The sequence below is a fragment of the Streptomyces sp. NPDC087901 genome (assembly GCF_044742205.1).
Classification (GTDB): domain Bacteria; phylum Actinomycetota; class Actinomycetes; order Streptomycetales; family Streptomycetaceae; genus Streptomyces.
This window is the reverse complement of sequence record NZ_JBIUUC010000021.1, coordinates 67,641-91,362: the sequence shown is the minus strand read 5'-3', so window position 1 is coordinate 91,362 and position 23,722 is coordinate 67,641. Positions and strand designations below refer to the sequence as shown.

Here is a 23,722-nt window from a genome sequence, read left to right as displayed (position 1 = left end):
CCCGCGGAGCGGGTACTTCAGCGGCAAGCCGCTGAAGAGTGAACCGAATTGCGCAAGCGCAATTCGTATTCCGGCGCAAGCGCCGGAATAGAATTCCGCAAGCGGAATTCTAAGGAAAGCAAGGGGAAATTCGCGCAAGCGCGAATTCTGGGAGTCCCCGCAAGCGGGTCCTCCTTGGCTGGCTATGAGGACCGTGTGCGTTGGGTGCCGGGCCTGTGTAGTTACTGAAATTCCCAGACGCTGCCTGTACTGATGGATGTGACAGGCCGTCGGCCTGGCTTGGGCGCCGGCCCCACCGTAGTGACGGGTTCCGCTGCGCTCCACCCGAACCCTCCCCCATCCTCGAACTCGTCCCTGATCCTGCTCGACACTCCGTCAGTGTGTGCTCTGATATCTGTCAGGGGTGGGACAGGGTGTCGGTCTCTAGAGTGAACCCGTTGCCGGGTGATGCATCATGGATAGTGACTGTGTAGAGTTTGGGATTTGGTAGCACCACTCGTGGGCCCCGCTCGCTGTGCCAAGTTTTCTCTGCTGATTGCGCCACATTCCACGAAATGGAGGACACGGGAATGGCCGTGAAACTGCGTGACCATCAGATCGAGGCCGTTACCGCCATTGTGCGTGGTCTTGATGTCCCGCCGGGCGGCATTCCCTTCAGTGGGCTGCGCGGGCAGGTGCACGCCGCGTGTGGCACGGGGAAGACCCTCATGGCGGCGGCGGCGGCCAAGCGGCTGGTGTCCAGGGGGCGCGTTCTCGTTCTGGTACCGACGCTGGACCTTCTGGCGCAGACGGTGAAGGCGTGGCATGACGCCGGGCACAAGGGGCCGGCGGTTGCCGTCTGTTCACTCCAGGACGACCCGGAGCTGTGGAATCTGAAGGTGCGCTCCACCACCAACCCGGTCCAGCTGGCCCTGTGGCACGGTGAGGGGCCGGTCACCATCTACGCGACATACGCAAGTCTCGGTGTGCTGGCGGAGGCGTTCCAGGGCGTTTACGGGCAGCGGCTCGCGCCGATGGACCTCGCCGTGGTCGATGAGGCCCATCGTACTTCGGGCTCGATGGGTAAGGCGTGGGCTGACATCCACAACCAGCGGGTCATCCCGGCCCGTCGGCGGCTGTACCTGACGGCGACGCCACGGATCTGGCAGGAACGGCCGAACTGGGAGGTCGCGGAGGGGGTACGGGAGGCGCTGCCGAAGGAGATGGCGGCCTCCATGGACGACGAGGCCGTGTTCGGGCCCGTCCTCTACAAGCTCTCGCTGGCGTCGGCGGTGTCCCGCGGCTTGCTCGCGCGGTACCAGATCATCGTCCTGGAGCTCCAGGACCCGGTCGTCACCCCGGACCGGCTGATGGGTGAGGAGCGGCGCGGTGAGGAGGTGCGGGGGCAGCGGCTGGGGGCGCTCCAGGCGGCGTTGCTGCACGCCATGGAGGAGCACCAGCTCCAGACCTGCATCACCTTTCACCACCGGACGATAGAGGCACAGGCGTACGCGGAGGGCCTGGAGCGGGTGGCCAAGCGGCTGCACGCTGACCAGCCCGAGAAGTACCCGTCGCAGGTCTGGGCGGACTGGCTGTGTGGCGAGCACGTCCCCGAGCGCCGGCGGGAGGTCCTGGGCGAGTTCGGGTCCACCGCCCGGCGCGCGGTCCTCTCGAACTGCCGTGTCCTGGGCGAGGGCGTCGACATCCGGGCCGTGGACTCGGTGGCCCTCCTGGACCCCAAGGGGGCGCCGCACGACATCGTCCAGGCGATCGGCCGGGCGCTCCGTCAGAAGCCGGGACAAGGGAAGCTCGCCTCTCTGATCGTGCCTGTTTTTCTCCAGCCCGGAGAGCAGCCGGAGGACATGTTCACGTCGGGTTCGTACCGGCCGTTGGTGAAGGTTCTTGAAGGCCTTCGGGCTCATGACGAAGAGGCTGTGGAATTGCTCGCGATTCCACAGGAACCGCAGAAGGACGTCGCACAGCCGTCCGAGAATATCGGTACAGCGCCCGAGGGCGGTGAAGAGGAGTCCCGTCTTTTGCTTCGCTTTGCTGCTCCGCGGGATCCGGTGATGGTCGCCGAGTGGGTGTCGTTCAACGTGATCGACACCGAGCGCCAGGACTGGGCGCGCGGCTGGGCGTCGCTCAAGACGTTCACGGAACGTGAGCTTCACGCCAGGGTTCCGTACGGGCACAAGGAAGGCGCCTTCCCGCTGGGGCAGTGGGTCGCGGAGCAGCGACGGGCATACGGGGCCGGGCAGATGACCGGCCAGCGCGCGAAGCGGCTGGAGAAGCTCGGCATGGTCTGGAACCCAGCCGATGAGCGGTTCCAGGAGAACCTGGAGGCCGCCAGGGCGTACTACGAGGAGCACTGGACGCTGTGCGCGCCCCGGTCCGCGAGGATGCTGGACCGGCCGGTGGGACAGTGGCTGTCCAACCTCCGCCGCCCCGGCGCGATGGAGGACCACCCTGAGTGGGAGACGGCGCTGCGCGAGGTCGACCAGGACTGGAACCCGTCCTGGCCGCCGGAGTGGCAAAGGCACTACGCCGTGGTGCGCGAGATGCTCGCGGAAGAGAGCATCCTCGCCTACATCGAACCCGGCGTCACCGTCCACGCCATGGACATCGGGAAATGGCTCGCCCGGCAACGCAAGCCGGAAGTCTGGGCAGCCCTGAGCTCCGGACAGCGCGAGCGCCTGGAGGCCATCGGCGTCGTGCCGTTGGCGGCAGAGCTCGAAGCGCCGGCGAAGCCGTCCATGAAGCCCATGGGGGCCTTCGAGAAAGGCGTGGCAGCCTTGACGCAGTACAAGGCCCGCACGGGCTCTGTGACCGTCCCCAGGGCCCACGTAGAGCGACTGGAAGACGGAACCGAGGTCCGACTTGGGGTATGGATCATGAACCAGAAGAGCCGCCGGGCCAAACTCACCACCGACAAGCGCCAACAGCTGACCAACCTCGGAATCGGGTGGGCGGCATGAGTTCCCGGGATGAGGGACACGAAGCGCGGCTCGCGGCACCTGAGGTCAACGTCGAGCCCGACGGGCGCCTGACCGTTCCCGCGGGACACGTCACCGCGCTCCTGCGGTCCATCGCCCGCTCCTGGCAAGCCGGCGCACACGACGGCATCCCCATACTGACCACGGAAAACGGACCAGGAATCAGTCTCGAGCCCGTGACCGTCCGCTCCCTCGCCGATGTCCTCGACAACATCGCCAACCAACTCGACGTCCAATACATCCACATCACCACCCACACCTCACACACCGATTAACAACGCCGACAGAACAATCAACTGCCAGGCACGCATCCAAAAGAGCATTTTTTTCTAACAAAGGCGTTTAGAGGATTTCTCACGTGGTGAGTTTTGCGAGTCTCTTGTAGCAGGTGAGGGCTGTGGCGAGGCCGAGGAAGGTGAGGAAGTGGCTGCCTTTTCGCTCGTACCGGACAGTGAGGCGGCGGTAGCCAAAGAGCCAGGCGATCGACCGCTCGATCTTCCAGCGGTGCCGGCCAAGGCGCTCACCGGACTCGATGCCGGGCCGGGCGATCCGAGGAACGAGGCGGCGTTCGCGGAGCCAGCGCAGGTGTTCCGCGGAGTAATACGCCTTATCCGCGCGGACCTTCACCGGTCGGCTGCGGCTGGGTCCGCGCCGGGAGCGGACGGCCGGTATCCCCAGGATAAGCGGCTTGAACGCCTGGCTGTCGTGCAGGTTCGCACCCGATACCGCCACGACCAGCGGCAGGCCCTGTCCCTTGGACAGCACGTGTAATTCGCTGCCCTTCTTACCGCGATCGGCCGGATTCGGCCCGGTCAACGAGCCCCCCTTTTTTTTGCCCGCACCGACGCGGCATCGACGATCACGGACGACCAGTCCAACTCACCCCAGGCGCCGAGTTCGTCCAGCACCGCCCAATGCGGTCTGCGCCACAGCCCGGCCTCGGTCCACACGCTGAACCGACGGTGCGCGGTGGCCGGCGATACACCGAACGACTCCGGCAGATACCGCCACGCACACCCACTCGTCAGTATGCACGCCACAGCCGTGAACACCGCCCGCTCGTCACGCGGAGCGGTCCCGCCACCTTGCGGTCGAGCCGCGAACGACGGCAGTAGCGGGGCGACCAGCTCCCAGAGCTCATCAGGAACCAGACGCTTCGACACATCAGCCCTCACGGCCGCCATCATGCCGCTCGAACCGCAAGTCACGTGGCACAGACCTCTAAGCTCTGGCCTATGCGGCCGATCTGGCGGCCTGCTCGATCTTCGCGTAGTAGGCGGCGCGGGCTTCCTCATCGATCTGCATCTCATGTTCGGGGCGCATCCCGGTTCGGCCGTCGACGCCTTCGCGCAGGATGTCGGCGTGCCCGGCATGCCGGTTGGTCTCGCCGAGGACGTGGACCATGACGGCAAACAGGTTCGTGTTGGCATGGGGATCCGGCCACCAGGGCACGTGGCCGGGGGCATCGAGGGGAAGCTCGTTGATCGTCGCGTCCGAGTGTTCCCACGTGCTCCGGTAGAACTCGATGATCTGATCGCGGGTCTCGCCCTCAGTCGCCCACAGATCGCTGCCGTCGTGGTCCTGCCACCGGGGCAGCCGTTCCGGGAAAGGGCGGTCGAAGACCTCGCCAAAGTACCTGGCCTCGACGCTGGCCACGTGTTTGACCAGGCCGAGAAGGTTACTCCCGGTCACTGTCAACGGTCGTCGGGCGTCGTATTCGGACAAGCCCTCGAGCTTCCAGAGCAGCGCCTCGCGGTCCCGCCGCAGTCTCCCGTGCAGGTTGTCCTTCGCGAATTCATCGATCATGCGGCATGAGCCTGCCATGGGCTACTCGCGGCCTCAAGATCCCGTACGTGGACCGCAACGACCGGAAGAGCCGAAGTCTGGCCATGGCCAGTGCCCTGAGCTGCCACAAGAAGCCGATGAACTTGCCACGTGAGACAGCGTCTTAGTCGCGAAGAGAGTCGCGGATGATGGCTGGATGCTGGTCAAAGTAGAGGCGGTGCAGCAGGACCCATCGACGCCTACGACGGTTCGAGTCCACTCCGTAGTGGGAACCGCTGTGGTGCTCTGGCAAGGCACCGTCGATGCGGTGGGCGATGAACACTATGTCGAGTGGACCGTCGATGAAAACATCGTCTGGGCGAGGAACGCGGGGCCGGCGGCTTCTGCCGCGCCGAAGTTGGCGGTGTAGGAGTCGTCGAAGAACACGGTCCTCACCGGGTCGGCGGGTGCCGCGCCCGCGGATGCCGCCGGGAGGGCGAGAGCCAGGAAGGTACCCAGCGCGATGGCTGAGGCGGCCAGCCGCCGGGCCCTGGGAGTGGTCGTGGTCTTACGCATGGCCGAAGACATGGTTGTGGCCTTTCGTCGGGGTCCACGAGAGGAAGGAAGCAGAAAATCGAAGCGTGATGCATCAGTGTTGGTGAAACGCACCCGGGCGATCTTGGCCAGCCTCTTCATGGCGGCTCATCTCGCCTCCTCAGCAGGCGCGCCCGAGGAGGAGTTGGCTGCCGAGATCGAGAACGATCATGACCCGACCGGGGATAGCCGGTGTGGTCGCGGTGCGAGCGACAGTGGGGCCGCCTGCTGGCGCGGCGATGGAGCTCGCCGCAGAACCCTTCCCGCAGCACGAGTGAGCGACCGTCGCAGATATGTCCACGAGCCGACGCGGTTGCGCGTCTCGGCCCGGCCAGAATTCCGTCTGTGACGGGTCACAGGCCGTCTGACCCCTGAGCGCCTGATGAGGACAAACCGGGGAACCTCATCACAGCCACTGCTGGATCGCCGCGACGTGGATCGTGGCCTCGAAACGAACCACGAGTTTGTCAGAGCGCCCTGCGGCCGCCGTGACGGGTCCGAGGTTTTGCTGCCTGGCCCCGGAGCGGCGGGCACCGGCTGGAGGCAGCAGCTGGGCGTGCTGCACCGTCCGGGGCAGGCCTGCTACCCGTGCAGCACCCGTGTCGCCTGACCCATGCAAATGCTGCGCTGCGCTGCACCCGCGATACCACCGTGCTGCAACACCATCAACAGGACCACGAGCAGCACCCGCTGCGCACCCTGGCGAGCAGCACGACCAGGAGCAGCGGAATCCCTTGCCGCAGGCCCTCGGCCTCACACTGCACCACGCCCACCTGGGAAACGGGCTGTGTGCCACATAGGCGCAGCCGGGATCGTCGGGCTACAGGATGGTGCCGGATGTCTGGCTTTGTTCGCGAGTTTGGACGGCGTTTGTACACGGGCTTGGAAGGCGGTTGGATCGGGTCGGGGTCGATGTTCGCGAGAACGGGAGGCACCTGGTCTGGGTGCTTGTTCTGGGCGCCGGCTGGATGCGCGGAGGGGGACGCGGTGGAGTGGTCGAGGGGGTTGCTCGGGTTCGCTGCCGGGCTCCTGATATCCGTCGTCACTGCGCCCGTAGGCGTTTCCGGCGCGGTCTTCCTGTTGCCCGTCCAGGTCAGTGTGCTGAGCGTGCCCAGTCCGGCTGTGACACCTACGAACCTGCTCTACAACGTGGTGGCTGGGGCCGTCTGTCCCGACTGTGGGAGCTGGTCACGGCGCGTTCACAGCTCCTACCTGCGCTTTCCCGGTGATATGCCCAGCGGGGGCAGGCGGGTCGCTCTCTGTTTACGCGTCCGCAGGTTTCTCTGCCCGGTCATCTCGTGCAGGCGACGGACCTTCGCGGAACAGCTGTCAGGGTTGACCCGGCGTTATGGCAGGCGGACCGAGCGGCTGCGGTCGACGTTGGCCGCGGTCGGCCTCGCGCTCGCTGGCCGGGCCGGTGCCCGGCTGGCCAGAGTCATCGGAGTGCCCGTCAGCCGCAGCACGGTGTTAAGGCTGGTCGAGGCATTGCCCGACCCTCAGGTTCCGACACCACGGGTGGTCGGGATCGATGAGTACGCGACCCGCAAGGGTCGCAACTACGGGACCATCCTGGTCGACGTTGAAAGTCGGCGGCCGGTGGACCTGCTGCCCGACCGGGAGGCGTCCAGCCTCGCCGCCTGGCTCGCGAAACGGCCAGAGATCGAGGTGGTCCGCCGACGATCGCGCACCGTTCTTCGCCGAAGGCGCCACCGTCGGGGCACCCCAGGCGGTGCAGGTGGCGGACAGGTGGCATCTCTGGCACAACCTGAGCGAGGCCGCCGAGCGATGCGTCGCCGACCACCGGGGCTACCTGCGGGTTCTGGCACCCGATCCTGCCCGGCCGGCTTCCGAGCCCGACAAGGTCCAAGACCCGACCGGCTCGCCCTGGCCCACTGGCCATCGCTTCGCCGACCGCACCCGCGCCAAGCACGCGACCGTCCACGAACTGCTGGCCGCCGGGCTCAGCCGGAGGGCGATCGGCCGCCAGCTCCACATGACATCCCGCACCGTGAAGCTCTTCGCCGACGCAGCCACCCCGGAAGACCTCTTCCACGGGCAGTGGCAGGGCGGGCCGTCCAAGCTCGACGCGTTCAAGCCCTACCTGGATGACCGCTGGAACCAGGGCTGCACGAATGCCTGGACCATGTGGGAGGAGATTGTGCAGCTCGGCTATGAGGGCAGCTACCAGCGCGTTCGCGCCTACTTCCGGGAGAAGCGTCTTTCTCCCGGCCCCGTCACAGCTCGGCCGCCGTCACCCCGTGTGGTCGCCGGCTGGATCCTCCGCCGGCCCGAGTCCCTGACAGAGACCGACCGCCTTCGGCTCAAGGCTGTCCTGGTCCACTGCCCCGAACTCGATGCCCTCACCGGTCACGTCCGGTCCTTCGGCCAGATGCTCACCGAGCGCCAGGGCGAACGGCTGCCGCAGTGGCTCGACGCCGTCCGGCAAGACGACCTCCCCAGCCTGCACACCCTCGCCGCCAGCATCGATCGTGACCGCGATGCCGTCATCGCTGGCCTCACCCTGCCCTGGAACTCCGGAGTCGTCGAGGGACACGTCAACCGGATCAAGATGCTCAAGCGCCAGATGTTCGGCCGAGCCGGCTTCGATCTCCTGCGCAAGCGCGTCCTGCTCTACTCGTGAGCCACAGGTCAGACCGCATCATCAAGGAGCCCGAAGCCTTCCAGGAACCCCCGCCGCGCTGAGTCGGACTCGGCTTCAGCCATCGTCCTCAAGAGATCGACGAACTCGCTCCGCTGGCCACTCGACAGCTTGCTGACCAGGTGTCCGACGCCCTCCAGGACCTTGACCGCGTCGTCCGGATCCATCTGCTCGTCGTCACAGCCCTCGATGAACCACAGGACATCGACCAAAGCCTCGGCCAGGGCGTGAGTCAGAGACGAGTACACGGGCATGGAGGCGGTCTCCCAGTAGGTCACGGCAGCAGAGTCCGGCCATCCCACCACACACCACTGACATCACACTCAGTCAGCGCTCCACGAAAAGTGAGCCAGAACCCGAGTTCGGGAGGCACCCGCGGCACATATACCTCGGACTCCAGGCGCCGAGCGTTGTGAACCGTGCTGCTGAGATTCGTCACCAGCTGCAACCCGGATGGCGACTGCGGCCGCAGGCAGGACCCGGCCTACACAGCCGCATCGGTGGGGATTCCATCCTGCTCCTGGAGCAGCTCGGGCATCCCCTCCACCAGCACCACGACGCCGGTCACCTCGCCGGCCTCGGAACGGCCGACCCACACCGGGTAGGTACCGTCCCCGGTCGTCGCGAAGGCCATGAGCTCGCCGCCGGAAGCCTCGTCCCAGGTGCGCCGCATGAACATGGAACCGTCGTCGATGTCCTTGTACCCGTCCAGGTCCGGCTCGCCCCGGATCAGCCCCCGCTCGAAGAGCGCGATGAGTGGCTCCCAGGCCCCGGCGTCGGCGAAGCAGCCGGTGGCGCCGTCGGTGTCGAAGCCGGCTATCTGTTCCTCGATGAACAGCCGGGGATCGTCGTCAGGACCGAGGGCCATCTCCCAGGTCGCTGCTGGGGCCTTGCTGACGAGCAGGCGGACGGCCGTGGGTTTCGTGGTCGTGACCTCGGCGTCCCGCCACTCGCAGTGGTAGCTGAAGCGGACCCGCGCCTCGTCGAGTACGTACTTCCCGGGCGGAACGGGAACCGTGATGCGCGGCCCGTCGCCGTGGTCGATTTCCGGGCCGGAGACGGCCAGCAGCCCGCTGGGGACGCGCAGAGTGCCAACCCGGCACGGCTCCACGACGGTCATCTCGGGGTGGTACCCGTCGGTCACGCGCACCCCGGGCCGGAACAACTCGTTGATCGGGCCGGGCTGCGCGGGACGTGGCGGACGCCAGCAGGTGGCGGGGGCGTCTCCGTGACCTGGCTCGGCCGCCTCGAAGGCCGGCGGCTCAATGAGCCCGTATACCTGGGCCGAGAGCAGCGGCCACTCCCCGAAGGCGGGGCGGTCCATCCAGCGTTCGTCGTCCCGAAGTCCGGGCGAGGTGACGTAGGAGCCCCCGCCCTGCCCTTGCCGCTCTTCTGTCCGCTGGCCTCTCCCGTCCGGGAAGAGGTCCACGGTGATGCGTGGGCATGCCTTGTCGAACTCCGCCATCTCCGGACCTGTGTAGTACCAGCCGACGGAGTACCGGCGCAGCAGCCGCGGCGAGTCGTCCAGAAGCCGCATGTCCAGGTTGTAGGTGCGGCGGCCCTCGGCGTCGTAGACCCACAGCCCAACGTAGTGGTCTCGCCAGGAGACGAGCCGGACTTCCAGCGGAGCCTCCCGGCCCGGCTCCCGGTACACCACCACGTACGGAAGCCCGGCGGCATCCCGCTCCCGGGCCTCCTCGGCGGATATCGGCCGCCAAGGCACGCAAGCCTCCAGGTCCCACGCCTGCGCGTACCCCACCTCGACAACCATTGCCGCTCCTCTTCCTGCACCCTGCCTTGGTTCTGTGCTGAGCTGCAAGGTAGCCGCTGGCTGTGACAACGGCCCTACTGGGCGAGCGGCGGGCCAGCTCCGGTGCCCAGACGGTCATGCCGGTGATCCGGTCCATGACCCGCTCAGCGAGTAACTTGCCAGCGTGATTCGTTGAGCCGTCAGCCGCCCTCTGTCATGGACGCCTCAGGCACAGGTGCTCAGTGACTCCCGAACTCATCGACATTGATCAAGCAACAGGGTGACGCGGTGACGCCCGAAGCAGTCGACAAACGACTCCCGTTCTCGGGTTCTGGTCCAACTTCTGTGGTCTGCCTACTCACTGTGATCGTTGGATTTGCTGATAGGTCTCGCGAGATCGTCTAGAAACGGCCGGTGCCGATCGTGTCGGCCTGATGGTTCTGACTGTGCGCGAGGTACTGCTCAGGCTGGAAGAGCTGCTCTTCCTGGCGGACCTGGGGATCAGATTGGAGTCGGTGGAGGACGATGGCGAGGTGATTCGAGTCGGTGTCAGATGCCGGACGGCTCGGGCTCGGTGCCCCAGGCTGCGGAAGCTGGTCGAGGCGGGTGCACGGCTCTTACCTGCGGTTTCCCGCTGACCTCCCGGTAGCGGGACGGCGGGTGGTTCTGCGGCTTCGTGTCCGGCGCTTCACGTGCGAAGACATCTCCTGCGGACGGCGGACATTCGTCGAGCAGATTGCCGGCCTGACCCGGCTGTACAGCCAGCGGACCGAACGAATGCGCTCGGTGCTGGCCGAGGTCGGCCTCGCCCTGGCCGGCCGCGCCGGTGCCCGGCTGGCCGACGTCTTCGGGGCGAGGGTCAGCCGGAACACGGTCCTTCGGTTGGTCGACGCTCTCCCGGAGCCCCAGCCACAAGTCCCGCGTGTGATCGGCGTCGACGAGTACGCGATGCGAAAGGGCCGTGTCTACGGGACCGTGCTCGTCGACGCCGAGACCCGCAGACCGGTTGACCTACTGCCGGATCGCGAGGCAGGCACTGTCGCGGCCTGGTGGCCGATCATCCGGGGATCGAGGTCGTCTGCCGCGACCGCGCCCCGTACTTCGCCGAGGGTGCCAGGATCGGGGCACCCACCGCGGTGCAGGTCGCCGACCGATTCCACCTCTGGCGCAACCTCGGCGAAGCGGCCGAGCGGTGCGTCTCCCGCCACTGCCCGTGCCTCCGTGCGCCCTCCGCCGAGTCGGCGCCGGAGAAGGCTCCGGCTCCGGAACCGGCCGAGAGTGGGTCGCCATGGCCCACCGGGCACCGTTTCGCCGACCGCACCCGCGCCAAGCACGCCACCATCCACGCACTGCTGGCCGCCGGCCACAGCCGACGCTCGATCCAGCGACAGCTCGGCATGACCTATCGCACCGTCCAACGGCTGGCCGACGCAGCAAGGCCGGAAGACCTGTTCCAGGGACAGTGGCAAAACCGCAGGAGCAAACTCGACGACTTCAAGCCCTACCTGCACGGGCGATGGGCCGAGGGCTGCACAAACGCCTGGACCCTCTGGGAAGAGATCAAGACGCACGGCTACACCGGCGGCTACGGAGCCGTCCGCGCCCACCTCCAGCCGTTCCGGACATCCCCGACCGCGCCTGCGGCCCGTCCGCCGTCCCCACGCACGGTGACCGGCTGGATCCTGACTCACCCTGACACCCTGCCGGAGAGTGAACGTCTGAAGCTCAAATCCGTTCTCGCCGGCTGCCCTGAACTCGATGCCCTCGCCGGGCACGTCCGCGCTTTCGGGAAGATGCTCACCCAGCTCCAGGGCGAACAGCTCCCGCAATGGATCAAGGCGGCCCGCGCCGACGACCTGCCCAGCCGCCACACCTTCGTCAACGGCCTCGAACGGGATCTCGCCGCTGTCACCGCCGGCCTGACACTGCCGTGGAACTCCGGCATCGTCGAAGGCCACGTCAACCGGATCAAAATGATCAAACGCCAGATGTACGGCCGGGCCGGCTTCAGCCTGCTGCGGAAGCGAGTCCTCCTTGCCTGACCGCAGCTCTGTCGCTTGACGAGCGGGTCCCTTCAGCTGATCACAAATGGCATGGGATCCAGGCCCAGCTTGCTCCGGCATGAGTCGACGGCCCGCGTGACCCAGGCGGTCACTGCGTCGCGGTCTGCCGCGATCGCGTGAAGCTCACGCGCCTTCTCGTGGGCATCGACCTCCCACGGGACCAGGGCGTCCTCTCGAAGGACTCGTTCGAAGTAATCACGGGCCGTGTCCGCATCCCCAACCAGGGCGGCTGCGATCCCAGCGTCGAAACTGTCCCAGAGAAATCCCTGCCGCACCGGCCTGGACGTCAGGTATCGAGCGGCATCCGGCAGCCCCGCAAACTTCTCCCGCAGCGCGGTCACATTCGCAGCCGCCTGCCGACTGAGTTCAAGCGCCAGCGACGTGAACTGGTCCTCGTTGCGAAACAGCTCAGAGCCGACCCGAACTGCATCCACGTGGAAGGCCAGGTGGTCCACGTCGTGCCACAGCCACATCGCACCGACGTACAGACCACTGCCGGCAATCCGCGCCGGGGTGAACTCCACAACCCCGAGCCACCATCCGTGATCATCAATCCATAGCCGCGACCGCCCGCGCTGGGCAAGGCCAAGCGGTTTGAGGGAGTCCCGCGCTGCCGAGGTGATGATCCGGAGCGCCGGACTGCGATCTGCCATGACCGGCATTATCGCCTGTCCCACCGACACGCCGTCGGTCGTGGTGGCACATCACCATCACAGAATGTCCAACAACACTGAGCGTCACCGCTCCACAAAAGTTGGGCCAGAACCCGTTCTCGCGTACAGAGCCAGCGGTGAAGACCTTCAGCTCATGCTTGAGCTTGGCATGGAGCTTCTGCTCCGCCTCGCTACGGACGGGTGCAGGCCGCTCGGCGGCACGGTTCATTGCGGACCGGAACTCGGCGGCCTGCGGCCAGCCGGTCGCCTCCAGCTTCTTGCACAGCCTCTCGCGCTCCTCGTCTCCGCGGGCGACGAGCGCGTCCACCGCGGGATCGCCATTGTCGGCGAGCCAATGTTCGGCGTACGCGTGGTTGAAAATGTTGCGGACCAGTGGCGCCGCCTCGATCGTGAAGCCCTGCTCGATGAGCAGCAGGACGGCTTCGGAGGTGCGGCAGACAAGGCCCACCAGCTGTAGATCGGGCCGAACACCCGCGCCTTCTCCGTCGGAACGCTCACGCCCGCGGCGACAGCTTCGCCAGCGGCCTTGAGAAGGTTCCTGGCGGTGACGCGGGTGCGGTCTGCGGTCTTCTGGTCGTTCGTCAGGTTCGGCATCTAAGGACTGTAGAGGCGCCTGCCGGCGGGACGAGTCGAGTTTTACTCCCCCGCCCACCCGGCCACCGACAGATAGGGCAATTTACACATTTGAGTCTTTTGGTTCATGCTGGAGATAGCTGCTGTCGCCTCGGAGGGTGGCCGAAGTGGCGAAGGTTCGCGTGTATGAGCTCGCCAATGAGTTCGGAGCGGAGGCCAAAGTCGTCACGGCCAGGTTCCAGGAAGCCGGAGCGTTCGTTGGGCATCCTCGCCGCTTGAGGCGCCGACTGTACGCGTGCTGACCGAAGTATTCCGAGGCAGCGAGCCCGCCGCTCGCGCCAGGGAGGACAGCGAAATGGCTGATGAGTATGACGAGCCTGACACCATGGACAGCCTCGACAGAGAAGAGTTTGCCGCGCGCTTCCGCCACAAGGAGGAGACGGCAGAAGTGGTCAGAGCCCCAGAGGAGATTGCACACCTTCGCCAGGAGCTCACCCAGCTTCGAAGCGAGCTAGCGCCTCGGGAGGCAACGACTACCCTGAGCATCCAGGTATCAAAACTCCGCGAGGAGATGGTCCAGCTCCAGCGGGAGACGGAACGACGTGCAACGGCGAACTGGGTGTCCAGCCAGATGATCGAAGTTCGCAAAGATATAGGCAGACGTGCCGCGAAAGAGGAGACGCAAGCTCTTCGCCAAGAACTCAAGCGCAAGACGCTCGTCCTCAGAGAGGAGGTCCAGTGCGAGACGACTGCCCTCGAGAAGGACGTGGCGCGGCTCCGCAAGCAACTGGGTGACCTCAAGCGCGAGATATCCGATCTGTCGGGTCCGCGTGACGAGCGGCTGGAGGAACTTGGACCACAGCTTTCGACGCCTCCGTCCTACAGATACGAGAAGCCGTATCGGTTGCCCAGTGACCTCGAGCACCTCTTGGGGGAGACACCTCGTGCGGTCTCCGAGTGGCAGAGAGCCATGGATTTCGACCCATACAAGCATCCGGACTGACCAGCCATCTATCGCTGAGGGCGGGCTCTGATGCGGATTCTTGAAAACGGCCAGGGATGCCCTTCGTTCCTCAGACGGTTGCGTGATCAACGAGGGCGGGGCCCTGTCGCCGTGTCAGTCCTCGCCTACCTCGATGGGACCTCCCCCCGCTCGCAGCAGGCGTCCACCGAGGGCGTGGGTCGCCTCCCTGAGCTCTCGGGACTTGATGATGCGGAACGGCGCCTTGATCGCAGTCAGTTGTTCCGCGTACCAGTCCGGTTCGTCCGTGGTGCCGATCAGCCGGGTCGTGACCGCGTCCACCGTTTCGCGCCGCCCCAGGTTGCGCGGGAGCCATTGGGCGACCGCGTCGGCCGGGGCGTCGATGATGATCTCGATCTCGTACGTCCAGCCGTCGGCCAGATGTTCCTCGAGCGCCTCCGCCGGATCGAGGCCGGCCGGAGGAGCGAAGACGGAGTCGAGGACGTCAATGGTGGCGATCCTGTCCACGCGCAGGGCTCTTCTCGCGTTCTTCGTGTGCGACCAGCACAGCAGATACCAGCGGCCGCGGCGCACGACGATCGCCCACGGGTCGACGTCCATCACGCGTTCCCGGCCGGGGCCCGTCCGGTAGCCGACTCGCAGCCCGCGGTGTGCCGCGCAGGACTGGACGAGCACGGCCGTGGTCTCAGGGCTCGGAGGCACCGCCTCGGAATCCAGGCCCCGTGCGGTGGCCGTCCGGACCGCCTGCGCCGGGGTGGCGACCGGCTCGGGCAGTACGCGCAGGATCTTGCCCAGCGCGCTGCCCACCGGGTCGTCCGTGTCGGCGGCGTGGTGATGGCCGTCCAGGACGGCCATCACCAGCCCCAGCGCCTCGACCGCGGTGAACATCAGCGGCGGCACGCGCAGGCCACGTCCCACGCTGTAGCCCCCGTGCGGGCCGCGGGTGGACTCGATCGGGACACCCGCCTCGCGCAGGATGCCGACGTACCGGCGCGCCGCCCGCTCCGAGACACCGAGCCTGTCGGCCAGCCGGGCTGCCGGGATTCCCGGGCTGTTCTGGACCAGTTCGAGGAGCAGCAACGCCCGGGCAGTCGGGCTCTCGTCGTGTTTCACAGGCATTCCCAGAATTCCGGCGGCAGATCGTCCGGAATCCACCGTAGTCTCCCGGCCATGACGGAGAACACCGAGACAGTACTGACCGAACCACCCCTCGCGGGCAACGAGTCCGACACTCTGCTGGGCTGCCTGGAACGCCTTCGCCGGACGTTCGCGTGGAAGTGCGGGGGGCTGGACGCGGCCGGGCTGCGGGCGACCGTCGGCGCCTCGTCGATGACCCTCGGCGGGCTGCTCAAGCACATGGCGCTCGTGGAGGACGACGTCCTCTCACAGAAACTGCTCGGCCACCGGCCGGTGGCCCCGTGGAACGCCGTGGACTGGGACACCGACCCCGACTGGGAGTGGCGCACGGCCGCCGAGGACACGCCCGAGCAGCTCCTGAGCCTCTGGCAGGGCGCCGTGACCCGCTCCCGCACTCACGTGCGGCAGTCGTTGGCCACCGGGGGCCCTGGACACCTCGCGGCGTTCGTCCACCCACGCGGTGGCTCGCCCAGCCTGCGGAGCCTGCTTGTCGACCTCATCGAGGAGTACGCGCGCCACGTCGGGCACGCCGATCTCCTCCGCGAGTCCGTCGACGGGCTGGTCGGAGAAGACGCCCCGCGATGAAGCCGACGGTATCTGGCACGAGCTGACCGGTCTCGGAGAATCAGGTCAAGATCACCCCCGTCAGTGAAGCTCCTGAGACGACCTGCAAGGCTGGCCCGCTACGGGTGGGGAGCCAGGGCGAGCAGGTCTGGGGGAGACTCTGAGCATCAGGTGGGGAATTCAAATAGCCCCATCAGGCTCGAGGCCGAGCCAGGACGGACCTGTGCTCGTGCGCATCTGGTGGAGCGTCCGAGCAGGTCATTGGCTTGGCCAGTGTGCCGGATCCTCGCTGAACCCCGGTTACGGAGCGCTACTCACCACCTGGCGGTAGCTATACGAGCGCACCCCCAGGACAGCACGGCCGGCCGGCGTTCCGGGCCCCGGGAAAGTTCCGTCTGCTCGACAGCCACTGCAACCGCGATGCCGCCGATACCCTCGGCCGGATCGGCCCACTCGCCCAGACCGCGCTGCCACGGCTGCGCGAACTGCTGGACGCCGGATACGAGTGGACCCGGATCCACGCCGCAGCAGCGCTCTGGGACATCGGCGGCGAGGCCGAAGCCGACGTCGTCGTGCAGACGCTGCTGGCCGCCTGGGAGCAGAACGACGCGACAGGCAACCACGGCCTGGCCCGCCTCGACCGGATGGGCTCTCGACGGCGTACCTGCGGGCGCGCTCGTGAAGGAGTCTAGGGAGCTCGCGCGGAAAGCTGCAGCCGACGGCCGGATCTCAAGCGCCGCGCAGTCCGATCTCGTGGAGCTCTTGGACGAGATTGACTCCCACCTGAAGTCCCGCAACGCCTACATCCAAGGCACGTGGGTATCCCGGGTGAACGGTCAGCCGTTCGCCATGCTCAGCCAAAAGAAGCGCAAGGTGCAGACCAAGTCCCTGGCGACGGAAGAACTTGGCAAGCTCTCCGACACTCTCCTCATCGTGTCCAACAACGTCTTCGACTGGGTCAACCAGGTCGTTGGCGCTGAGAGCTGAAGCCCACTTCGGCCGAATCGGGGTTGCAGATCCCATTGAGGTGCTGCGAGGCGAGATCGCCCAGAAGGGACCCATGTGCGAGGGCTCGCCTATCGCCCATGCTCGGCCGAGAGCAGCGCCATCCCGAAGTGCCCGCAGCCAGGGTTGGCGGTCGCACATCGCAGCCTCTCGACGCCAGCTTCAACGCTACGGTCGGCCCTGCGGATTTACCGAGGCTCCGCCCCGGTCATGTGACAGGGCGGGGCCGGAGACGGCCGCTACAGGGCAGGGCTTGATCAGGGCTACTTTGGCCGGGTTGCACGTTCGACGATGATCTCAGTGCGTCGCCTCACCGCGGTTTGGTACGGCTGTGCCTCTGCGGCGCTCAGGGTCGGATCAGGGATGAGACTCCAGTCAAATCTCTCTGCACCGCTTCGGGGGGAGAGCTGGAAGAGGGTCATGCCGCGGCCGTCAGGCAGCAGGTCAAGGTGGTACTGATCGACTATTCGGTTCGGTGCCCATGTGGCCAGGGCATTGGCGAGACGAGTAGTCGACTTGGCGAGGGTGGCGCTTTGCGGAGCAATGATGTAATCATCGCCCTCATAGGTCTCGATAAGTATGCTTCTGTCCGTAGTTCGGTAGATCAACTGGATCTCGTCGAATGCCAAGCGCGTCGCTTCGCGGGGACGACGTGCGTTGAACAGGAGGTACACCGCCTGATTCGAGACGGCCGCGCTGACGTTCTCACCCACGCTCGGCGTCTCGTAGTGGTCGCTGACCAACGCCGGGCACTCGTACTCGAATCGCTCACCGTCTTCGAACAGCGCATCCATCTGCCGGCCCAATTTGTCGAGCCATCTACGCCTCAAAACATCTCTCATCGACACGCGTCGGATCTTATAGTCCCAACTTCTGCCATCAGAAGGCCTTTCGGAGCGGTTCTCAACTACCGCACCCGGGCCGACTAGCCCAGCACACCCTTACCATGATCGTTTGGTGAGGCTTGGAACCGGGTGATTCTCACACTGCTGAGTGGCCGTCTAGGCAGTCCGTTCCGTGGCTGCCGCTTCAGGCTTGGTCACGCTCGAGGAGCTGGGCTTGAAGATCGGCGATGCGCTTGTCGGCGAAGCGGAGGTTGGAGCGGGCTCCTTCGAGGCGTTCTTGGAGCTTGCGGTGTTCTTGGCTGAGTTGGTGGACGCGTTGTCTGAGGGTGGCGTTCTCGGTGCGGAGTGCCTGAGTGGATTCGCCGGGGATGACTGCCTCGGCGTCGCGAGCCTGGCCCATGAGTTCTGCGATGCGCTCACGCTGGGCGAGGATTTCTTTGTGCATCCGTTTCAGTTCATCCTCGGCGTTGAGGGCCCGCTCCCGCCGGGTCGCCTCGAAGCGGTGGTGTTCGTCGATGCTCGTCCGGTCGCGGCTGCTGCGGTTGTCGGTGACAGCTTGGCGGACGAGTACCCGGGCGTTGTTGTTCTCGTAGCAGAAGGTGGCGGAGACGCTGGCTCGCCGTGCGATCGCCCGGACGCTGAGGCGGGCGCCTTCGCGTCGGAGCTGGGCGATGGCGGTTTTCATCGCGTCGAGCTTCTGCTCGGTTAGCTGGCGGCGGGCAGCGATGGCGGCCTCGGGTGCGGTGGGTTTCACGGGGTGATCTGGTCCTCTTCGGATTCGCGTCGGCTCAGTTTCTGGGCGGGGAAGGCGGTGGCCCAGACCCGTCCGAAGTAGTCCTGGGGGCGGCGCAGGTCCAGTGAGAGCGCGTCGTTGAGGAGGCCAACGGCGTCGAGGGCCTTCTCCAGGCCGGCGATGGCGCGGGCGGTGGGTTCGAAGATGTCGTGGAGGAAGTCGGCCGTCGTGCTGTCCGGGGCGCGTTCGGCCATTGCGTGCCATTGTTCGCGCTTGCGGTGCCAGTAGAGGAGGTCGGCGCCGGACAGGACGAATTTGTCGCAGTTGTGGCAGTTCAGGTTCCAGGGGCAGGAGTCCCCGTTGATGACTGGCTGGAATGTGCAGAAACCGCCGTCGGCCGGAGTTGAGGTACGGGCGAGATCGATCGCCAGTCCTGCCGCTTCTTCGGGTGTCATCGGTCGGCCCGAGGACAGGAGTAGGCCGGGTTCGCTGGAGCCGGGGCCGGTGACCCAGATGGCCTGCAGGGCCTGTTCGAGCCGGGGGTCGGTGTTCGCGAGGTGGACGTAGTGCTCGGCCATCGCTTCGGAGACCTGGCCCAGGTAGCGCTTGACGTGGGTGAGGTTCGCTCCGTTCTTGATCAGGTTGGTGGCCAGGGTGTGCCGGGCCTGGTGGGCCACGGAATGGGCGATGTCGGGGCTGGAGACCCAGTTGCTGAACAGGGACCGGAACCAGGGGTAGCTGACGCTGTTGTGGCCTGAGCGGTTCGCGCTGCGCCTGGTGAAGAGGGCCAGGTCGCGGCGCGCGTTCTCGGTGGGCGGGTGGCCATGGCTCTGAATGAAGCGGTTGACTGTTTTCTCCTGGCGCCGTCGAATCCGCTGGTAGAGACGCTCGGAGATGCGGATGGCCGCATCGAGATTTCCGACCTTGGTCTGGTCGTGCCACAGCATGGGCAGGTTGTTGTGACGGTCGATGCAGTCAAGCCGGAGCTTGATGACTTCGCCGCAGCGCCGGCCGGTAACTACCAGCGCTTCCCAGATGTCGCGCAGGCCGCAGTCCTCGTAGTCCATTTCGTCCAGCTTTTGCAGGTTGTCCTCGGCGGCCAGAGCGCGGGCCACCTCGTCCGAGAACGGCTTGCGACGCCGGCCGCGTGGGGCCCGGCCGTAGGGAAGCGCGACAATGAAGCCGCGGTCCAGGCCGAGACGCTCGCAAGCACCGGTCTCCAGTGCGGTCCGCAGGATTTGGCGGGCACCGGTAAAGACCTGGGCAGCCGTTCCAGCAGTGACCTGGCGTGATTTCTGCGGGCCGCGGGGTGTGCCGCACTGAATGGCAAGCGTGGGGAGTGCGCGGGAGGCACGGTGGCGCTGATCAGCGATGAAGGCCACCATGTGATCGCGCGTCAGTAACTGCGGGGAGTGGCCGCCCTCGGGTGCTTGTCCTTCGAGGTACGCGCTCAGTTCCGCGCAGCCGCGGGTCATCCGTCGTAGTGGAGCGGCGCTTCGGGGCGGGTCGGCGGTCAGGCGCAGGTCGAGGCAGTCCCACAACAGGTCGCGCAGCCAGCGCTGGGTGACGGGCAGCAGGTCGAACTCGGTAGCGGTGTCCGGGAACTGAATCCCGTAGTGCCCGGTTTCGATGAAGCCGGCGTTCCGGGTGTCCTGGCGGGAGAAGTACACGAGCCGCAGGTCACGAAGCATTTGCTTCGCGATCTTCCTGGTGTGGGCCTTGCACCGTTCCAGGTCGAGATCCACGAGGGACGTGATGTCCTGCTCACGGCACTCAGTGGCCAGGTTCTGCACAAAGAGCAAGGGCCAGTGCGCCCCCTCGACAGCCTTCGTGGAGTGCCGGTGCAGCCCCCATTTGATCTCCGCCCTCACCAGTGGATGCAATCCCAGCAGCGATACCTGCCCGTCCATGCGGCCGAACTGGTACTGAGATGAGCACCACCGGAGGAAGGCCGGCTCGTCGTCATAGGCGATCTCTACGGTCCGGCTCCCGTCGGGTGGACGACGTCCCCAATTCCTCACCCGGTGCGCACCACCTGGGCGCTTGCTTCGGACGTACAGAGTGAAGTGGGTGAAGCAGAGGCCGATCCACTCAACTCCTTCCCGGGGACAGGTCGGGATACGGCACTGCCCGAAGGCCGGGTACGGGCACTGCGCTGCCAGGTAGTGCTCAATCGCATCGAGTTGCCCCTTGCCGCGCCGGTATGCGCGCCACGAGGCGAAGTTCTTCGCGTGCAAATAGCACAGCCCATGGGGGCCGATGGCCTGCGCGTGAGGGCAGATCTGGCAGGGCTGCCCGTCCCGACGCATCAATGCCTGCAAAGGTTCCGCGACGCGCAGGAAGTCCACAATCGTGGACCCGGACTGCCGCATGTCCTGCCACTGGCGCCGGTGCCCGGCACAGTATCCGCCGAACGTGTCGCGGCTGCGCACACAGCCGGCCACCGCACACTCCCACCCGTATACGGGGTGGTCGGGCGGCATCTGAATGACATCGTCGCGCAGCAGCAGGCCGAACGAGGGAGCAGAGATCAGCGCCGTGAGCATCTCCAGACGGTCCCCCGCCGTCCGGGTCCGCGCGTTGCCCGACGTGACCAGCGTCAGTGCGGTACTGCTCACTCGCCTTCACCCCACACGGTACGCAGGGCGGTGGTGAACTCCGTTGCGTGCAGGTCAGGGTGACCGTATACCTCGTCAACCATCCGTGCCGAGGCCCAGTGCGGCGAGCTGGCGGGCTCCTCGCTTGGCTGCGGCTTTGCGTGCCTTCTTTGGCCTGCTGGACTCCTTCGGCCTGGAGCCGGAGTAGGACGACCGCGGCCGGGGCAATATGGGGGCAAAGCCCTTCCGCTGGCGCAAAGTGCACTTGTGCACACAGGAGTTGATGTCTTCCCAGGACTCTTCCGCTCTCACCGGCCACACCTCAGGGCACACACGCGCTCTCATACGATGACGTGTGGCCGAGTGCGGGCATCGCACTGGAGTGCGTGTAGGCGCTGGGATCCGGTACTGCTCCCCTGCGGGCTACGTGACGGCGGGAAGGGGCCGAGTTCAAACGCAGCACCTCCCCCGTTGGCTGACGGGCGCCACTCGCCGGCCCGTCAGCCTACTTACATGCCTTCCTCCAATTCGGAGATGTCCCGTTCACCGAGCACAACGGCGATGACGCGGGTGGGGTTCTCGTGGCATTGCCAACTCGCCGGGTCCGACAGAACGGATTCCACATCGCCATCAAGGACTCTCTGCCCACTGATATGCGGCGGAGGCCACCCTTTTCCTGCGAACAGCGCTACGAACCCCAATCGCGACCAGCGCGCGATCAGGTCGGCGAAAGCGGGAATCTTTGTCTTCCATACCTCTGCGCTATCACTCTGCGTGCGATCGGCCAGAAGTGACCAGAGCGGCGACGCTTCCCTGCAGTTCACATACAGGCAATACTCGTCCTCTGACCACTGCTCCCACTCTTTCATGTGATTCTCCTAATCCAGCATGGGAGGGAAATTCCCACTGAGTCGTGGCGACACGAAGCTGCATTCTGTGCGCGGGTCCTGTGTCTGCCCACCTCAACGCCGAATACATCGCCTTGATGTACTCCTGGGGAATGCTCCGTGCAGCGCACGCCGAGCCCGGACTGAGGGGGCTCTTCCCCCTCACCAGCCACGGGTCCCTGCTGTTCAGCAGATGCACCGGGTTCCCATTCTCCCAGAGCGTCTCCGCGATCTACCCGCTCGGCGACTGCCGCTATGCGGTCCATCACAGCGGCGACCCATTGATTCCTGATGCGGTCTGTCAAGCCGCGCGTGCGATGGGTGGCGTGACTTCATAGGTCCGTCCATCCCGCAGGAGGGCGTAGGGAGCCTTTTCCAACCTCCCGTTGATGCGTGATGAAGGACGAGGACGGCCTTCGCGATGTCGGTGATCTGGTTGGTGCTGCAGCGGAGTTTCCGCGACCCGACGGGGAGACGGAAGGTTCGCGGTCCGCTGGAGGCTGCCCTGGCGGGGGGAGCGGCTGTATGGCCAGCAAATGGCTCCGTTCGACCTCGCGATCGTGGACGAGACCCACTCAACTGCTAGTGAGCTCGGGCGGCCGTGGGCCGCGATCCATGGCAACCAGCGGATCCCGGCGGACTTCCGGCTCTGCCTGACCGCGACCCCGCGCATCCTCGCCGCGGCCCGCCCGCAGAAGGACGCAGAGGGACAGGAGGCGGAGGTCGCGACCATGGCCGATGACCCGGAGGGCACGCACGGCGCGTGGCTCGCAGAACTCGACGCCCTCACCGGCCACGTCCGCTCGTTCGCGACCATGCTCACCGAGCGCCAGGGCGAGCGCCTGCCCGACTGGCTCGACGCCGTCCGGCGGGACGCCCTGCCCAGCCTCCACCCCCTCGCCGCAGGCATCGACCGCAACCGCGATGCCGTCGTCGCCAGCCTGACTCTGCCCTGGAGCTCAGGTGTCGCGGAAGGGTACGTCAACCAGATCAAGATGCTCAAGCGCCAGATGTTCGGCCGCGCAGGCTTCGCCCTCCTGCAAAAGCGCGTCCTCATGTCCTGATCACCGACGACGGGAGGAACTCGATGGCAGCGCCGGCGGCGGATGTGCAAGCCTTCCCCTTCCAGATGCCGACGGAGAAGACCTTGATGACCAGCGACGACGCACTCGATCAGTTCAGACACATCGCGCGTGAGAGGGCATTTGGCAGGCATGTCGGGTCGGACAGGCTCATTCAGGCAGGTCTGGACGCGCTGATAGCCGGGGTCGAGAGCCCGTCCCTGGCCATGCTGGCTGGACTCCTCCGGAGCGAAGAGCCCGAAGCGCCAGACCTCTTCGACCAAGTACTGGAGGAGCTGGGACTGCTCTTCCACCCGCCCGTGGACCCCCGGGCCGCAAAGTGGGCGATGGCCTACTGGATCGCCGGTCAGATCGCCGACGGATCCCTGGATCCCGCCGTCGGCACTCACCTCATCTGGGCAGACATCGCCTATGACCTCGGCTACCCCGAAGAGCTAGAACCCCTTGTGCACTGCGCGCACAACCTAGACGGCTGGGAGGAGAGCTGGGGAGTCTCCGTCGAGGAACTCAGCGGAGAAGCGATGGAGGCAGCGAAGCAGTTCCTTAGCAAGAGATCTGCAGCCGAGGTGGGGGACCAACCCGGGGTTCGTTCTCTCCATGGGGATCGGTCAACAGCGAGCTGATCCGCTCACTCAACGTGGCTGCGCTACAGAACCTGAGCCAGAACCCGGGTTTCGACAGCAGCACTGGCACCGAAAGTTGCTGCTGGGGGTGCGATGGCCGACGCCGTCCGGTCTAGTGTTCCGACCCCATCGGTGCTCTGACTTCCGGCAGCTGGAAGCGGCCCTGCGATGGTGACCGCGCCGGTCCACCAGTTCGGTTGGGCGGGTGCGTGCCGGAG

Annotated in this window: 21 protein-coding genes and 5 pseudogenes; 14 read left to right on the top strand and 12 right to left on the bottom strand. The window is 66.3% G+C overall.

Annotated elements, in window-relative coordinates; translation table 11 throughout:
- Window positions 1-569 precede the first annotated feature (569 nt).
- Window positions 570-2,954, top strand: coding sequence for a Helicase associated domain protein (locus ACIOEW_RS38290; RefSeq protein ID WP_401969921.1), 2,385 nt, complete (start codon window positions 570-572; stop codon window positions 2,952-2,954).
- Window positions 2,951-3,247 carry a hypothetical protein gene (locus ACIOEW_RS38285; protein WP_362557010.1) on the top strand — a complete coding sequence of 99 codons (297 nt, stop codon included), beginning with the start codon at window positions 2,951-2,953 and terminating at the stop codon, window positions 3,245-3,247. Before ACIOEW_RS38290 ends, ACIOEW_RS38285 begins: the two co-directional genes overlap by 4 nt.
- 79 nt (window positions 3,248-3,326) lie before the next feature.
- Here ACIOEW_RS38285 and ACIOEW_RS38280 read toward each other — a convergent pair.
- The 3 genes from ACIOEW_RS38280 to ACIOEW_RS38270 form a co-directional block, all read right to left on the bottom strand.
- Window positions 3,327-4,156, bottom strand: a protein-coding gene (locus ACIOEW_RS38280; RefSeq protein ID WP_362557082.1) for an IS5 family transposase whose coding sequence is annotated in 2 segments (ribosomal slippage) — window positions 3,327-3,803 and window positions 3,806-4,156 — 828 coding nt in all. Because the reading frame shifts where the segments join, the coding sequence is not laid out codon by codon here.
- Between the two features lie 49 nt (window positions 4,157-4,205).
- Window positions 4,206-4,778: a DinB family protein gene (locus ACIOEW_RS38275; RefSeq protein ID WP_362557012.1), complete on the bottom strand. Its 573-nt coding sequence runs from the start codon at window positions 4,776-4,778 to the stop codon at window positions 4,206-4,208.
- Between the two features lie 300 nt (window positions 4,779-5,078).
- A complete protein-coding gene (locus tag ACIOEW_RS38270; RefSeq protein ID WP_362557014.1) occupies window positions 5,079-5,312 on the bottom strand; it encodes a hypothetical protein in 234 nt (77 codons plus the stop codon).
- Between the two features lie 1,005 nt (window positions 5,313-6,317).
- Between ACIOEW_RS38270 and ACIOEW_RS38265 the strand changes: the two are divergent.
- The 3 genes and pseudogenes from ACIOEW_RS38265 to ACIOEW_RS38255 all read left to right on the top strand — a co-directional run.
- Window positions 6,318-6,494, top strand: a pseudogene (locus ACIOEW_RS38265) (sulfite exporter TauE/SafE family protein); the annotation flags it as partial.
- Window positions 6,480-6,926 (top strand): annotated as a pseudogene (locus ACIOEW_RS38260) (transposase family protein); the annotation flags it as partial. The pseudogenes ACIOEW_RS38265 and ACIOEW_RS38260, both read left to right, overlap by 15 nt.
- A 139-nt stretch (window positions 6,927-7,065) precedes the next feature.
- Complete coding sequence (locus ACIOEW_RS38255) at window positions 7,066-7,971, top strand: transposase (RefSeq protein WP_401969907.1); 906 nt, start codon at window positions 7,066-7,068, stop codon at window positions 7,969-7,971.
- Window positions 7,972-7,979: 8 nt separating this feature from the next.
- On the opposite strand, the gene ACIOEW_RS38250 is transcribed toward ACIOEW_RS38255, so the two are convergent.
- Both ACIOEW_RS38250 and ACIOEW_RS38245 read right to left on the bottom strand, forming a co-directional pair.
- The gene (locus ACIOEW_RS38250; protein ID WP_401969905.1) at window positions 7,980-8,267 is read right to left on the bottom strand and encodes a hypothetical protein; all 288 of its coding nucleotides are present in this window, start codon (window positions 8,265-8,267) and stop codon (window positions 7,980-7,982) included.
- Between the two features lie 206 nt (window positions 8,268-8,473).
- Window positions 8,474-9,760: a DUF4241 domain-containing protein gene (locus ACIOEW_RS38245; protein ID WP_401969902.1), complete on the bottom strand. Its 1,287-nt coding sequence runs from the start codon at window positions 9,758-9,760 to the stop codon at window positions 8,474-8,476.
- 525 nt (window positions 9,761-10,285) lie between these two features.
- Here ACIOEW_RS38245 and ACIOEW_RS38240 point away from each other — a divergent pair.
- Both ACIOEW_RS38240 and ACIOEW_RS38235 read left to right on the top strand, forming a co-directional pair.
- Window positions 10,286-10,384: pseudogene (locus tag ACIOEW_RS38240) on the top strand (hypothetical protein); the annotation flags it as partial.
- Window positions 10,385-10,788: 404 nt separating this feature from the next.
- On the top strand, window positions 10,789-11,781 hold the full coding sequence (locus ACIOEW_RS38235; RefSeq protein WP_401969899.1) for a transposase: 993 nt from the start codon (window positions 10,789-10,791) through the stop codon (window positions 11,779-11,781).
- A gap of 32 nt (window positions 11,782-11,813) precedes the next feature.
- Here the strand turns inward: ACIOEW_RS38235 and ACIOEW_RS38230 are convergent, their stop codons facing one another.
- Window positions 11,814-12,455: a hypothetical protein gene (locus ACIOEW_RS38230; RefSeq protein WP_401969924.1), complete on the bottom strand. Its 642-nt coding sequence runs from the start codon at window positions 12,453-12,455 to the stop codon at window positions 11,814-11,816.
- Window positions 12,352-12,924, bottom strand: a complete 573-nt coding sequence (locus ACIOEW_RS38225; RefSeq protein ID WP_401969898.1) for a DUF5677 domain-containing protein — start codon at window positions 12,922-12,924, stop codon at window positions 12,352-12,354. Before ACIOEW_RS38225 ends, ACIOEW_RS38230 begins: the two co-directional genes overlap by 104 nt.
- Window positions 12,925-13,404: 480 nt before the next feature.
- Between ACIOEW_RS38225 and ACIOEW_RS38220 the strand changes: the two genes are divergently transcribed.
- On the top strand, window positions 13,405-14,052 hold the full coding sequence (locus ACIOEW_RS38220; protein WP_362557662.1) for a hypothetical protein: 648 nt from the start codon (window positions 13,405-13,407) through the stop codon (window positions 14,050-14,052).
- Window positions 14,053-14,166: 114 nt separating this feature from the next.
- Here the strand turns inward: ACIOEW_RS38220 and ACIOEW_RS38215 are convergent, their stop codons facing one another.
- Window positions 14,167-15,150 (bottom strand): WYL domain-containing protein, encoded by a 984-nt coding sequence (locus ACIOEW_RS38215; protein ID WP_362557664.1) that lies wholly within the window; start codon window positions 15,148-15,150, stop codon window positions 14,167-14,169.
- A 51-nt stretch (window positions 15,151-15,201) separates the two neighbouring features.
- On the opposite strand from ACIOEW_RS38215, the gene ACIOEW_RS38210 reads away from it, so the two are divergent.
- Window positions 15,202-15,753, top strand: a complete 552-nt coding sequence (locus ACIOEW_RS38210; protein WP_362557666.1) for a DUF664 domain-containing protein — start codon at window positions 15,202-15,204, stop codon at window positions 15,751-15,753.
- A gap of 741 nt (window positions 15,754-16,494) precedes the next feature.
- Entirely contained in the window at window positions 16,495-16,719 is a 225-nt protein-coding gene (locus ACIOEW_RS38205) for a hypothetical protein (RefSeq protein ID WP_401969894.1), read from the top strand.
- Window positions 16,720-17,000: 281 nt separating this feature from the next.
- On the opposite strand, the gene ACIOEW_RS38200 is transcribed toward ACIOEW_RS38205, so the two are convergent.
- The 4 genes from ACIOEW_RS38200 to ACIOEW_RS38185 form a co-directional block, all read right to left on the bottom strand.
- Complete coding sequence (locus tag ACIOEW_RS38200; protein WP_401969892.1) at window positions 17,001-17,585, bottom strand: hypothetical protein; 585 nt, start codon at window positions 17,583-17,585, stop codon at window positions 17,001-17,003.
- Between the two features lie 181 nt (window positions 17,586-17,766).
- Window positions 17,767-18,336, bottom strand: a complete 570-nt coding sequence (locus ACIOEW_RS38195) for a DUF6262 family protein (protein ID WP_401969891.1) — start codon at window positions 18,334-18,336, stop codon at window positions 17,767-17,769.
- Entirely contained in the window at window positions 18,333-20,933 is a 2,601-nt protein-coding gene (locus tag ACIOEW_RS38190) for a tyrosine-type recombinase/integrase (RefSeq protein WP_401969890.1), read from the bottom strand. Before ACIOEW_RS38190 ends, ACIOEW_RS38195 begins: the two co-directional genes overlap by 4 nt.
- A gap of 488 nt (window positions 20,934-21,421) precedes the next feature.
- Window positions 21,422-21,781 carry a hypothetical protein gene (locus tag ACIOEW_RS38185; protein ID WP_401969888.1) on the bottom strand — a complete coding sequence of 120 codons (360 nt, stop codon included), beginning with the start codon at window positions 21,779-21,781 and terminating at the stop codon, window positions 21,422-21,424.
- A gap of 116 nt (window positions 21,782-21,897) precedes the next feature.
- Here ACIOEW_RS38185 and ACIOEW_RS38180 point away from each other — a divergent pair, with 116 nt between their 5' ends.
- The 4 genes and pseudogenes from ACIOEW_RS38180 to ACIOEW_RS38165 all read left to right on the top strand — a co-directional run bounded on the left by ACIOEW_RS38180 (window position 21,898) and on the right by ACIOEW_RS38165 (window position 23,504).
- Entirely contained in the window at window positions 21,898-22,137 is a 240-nt protein-coding gene (locus tag ACIOEW_RS38180) for a DUF6193 family natural product biosynthesis protein (RefSeq protein ID WP_401969918.1), read from the top strand.
- A 122-nt stretch (window positions 22,138-22,259) separates the two neighbouring features.
- Window positions 22,260-22,578, top strand: a pseudogene (locus ACIOEW_RS38175) (helicase); the annotation flags it as partial.
- A pseudogene (locus tag ACIOEW_RS38170) lies at window positions 22,573-22,863 on the top strand (transposase); the annotation flags it as partial. The pseudogenes ACIOEW_RS38175 and ACIOEW_RS38170, both read left to right, overlap by 6 nt.
- An 86-nt stretch (window positions 22,864-22,949) precedes the next feature.
- A complete protein-coding gene (locus ACIOEW_RS38165) occupies window positions 22,950-23,504 on the top strand; it encodes a hypothetical protein (protein WP_401969886.1) in 555 nt (184 codons plus the stop codon).
- Window positions 23,505-23,722: the final 218 nt, after the last annotated feature.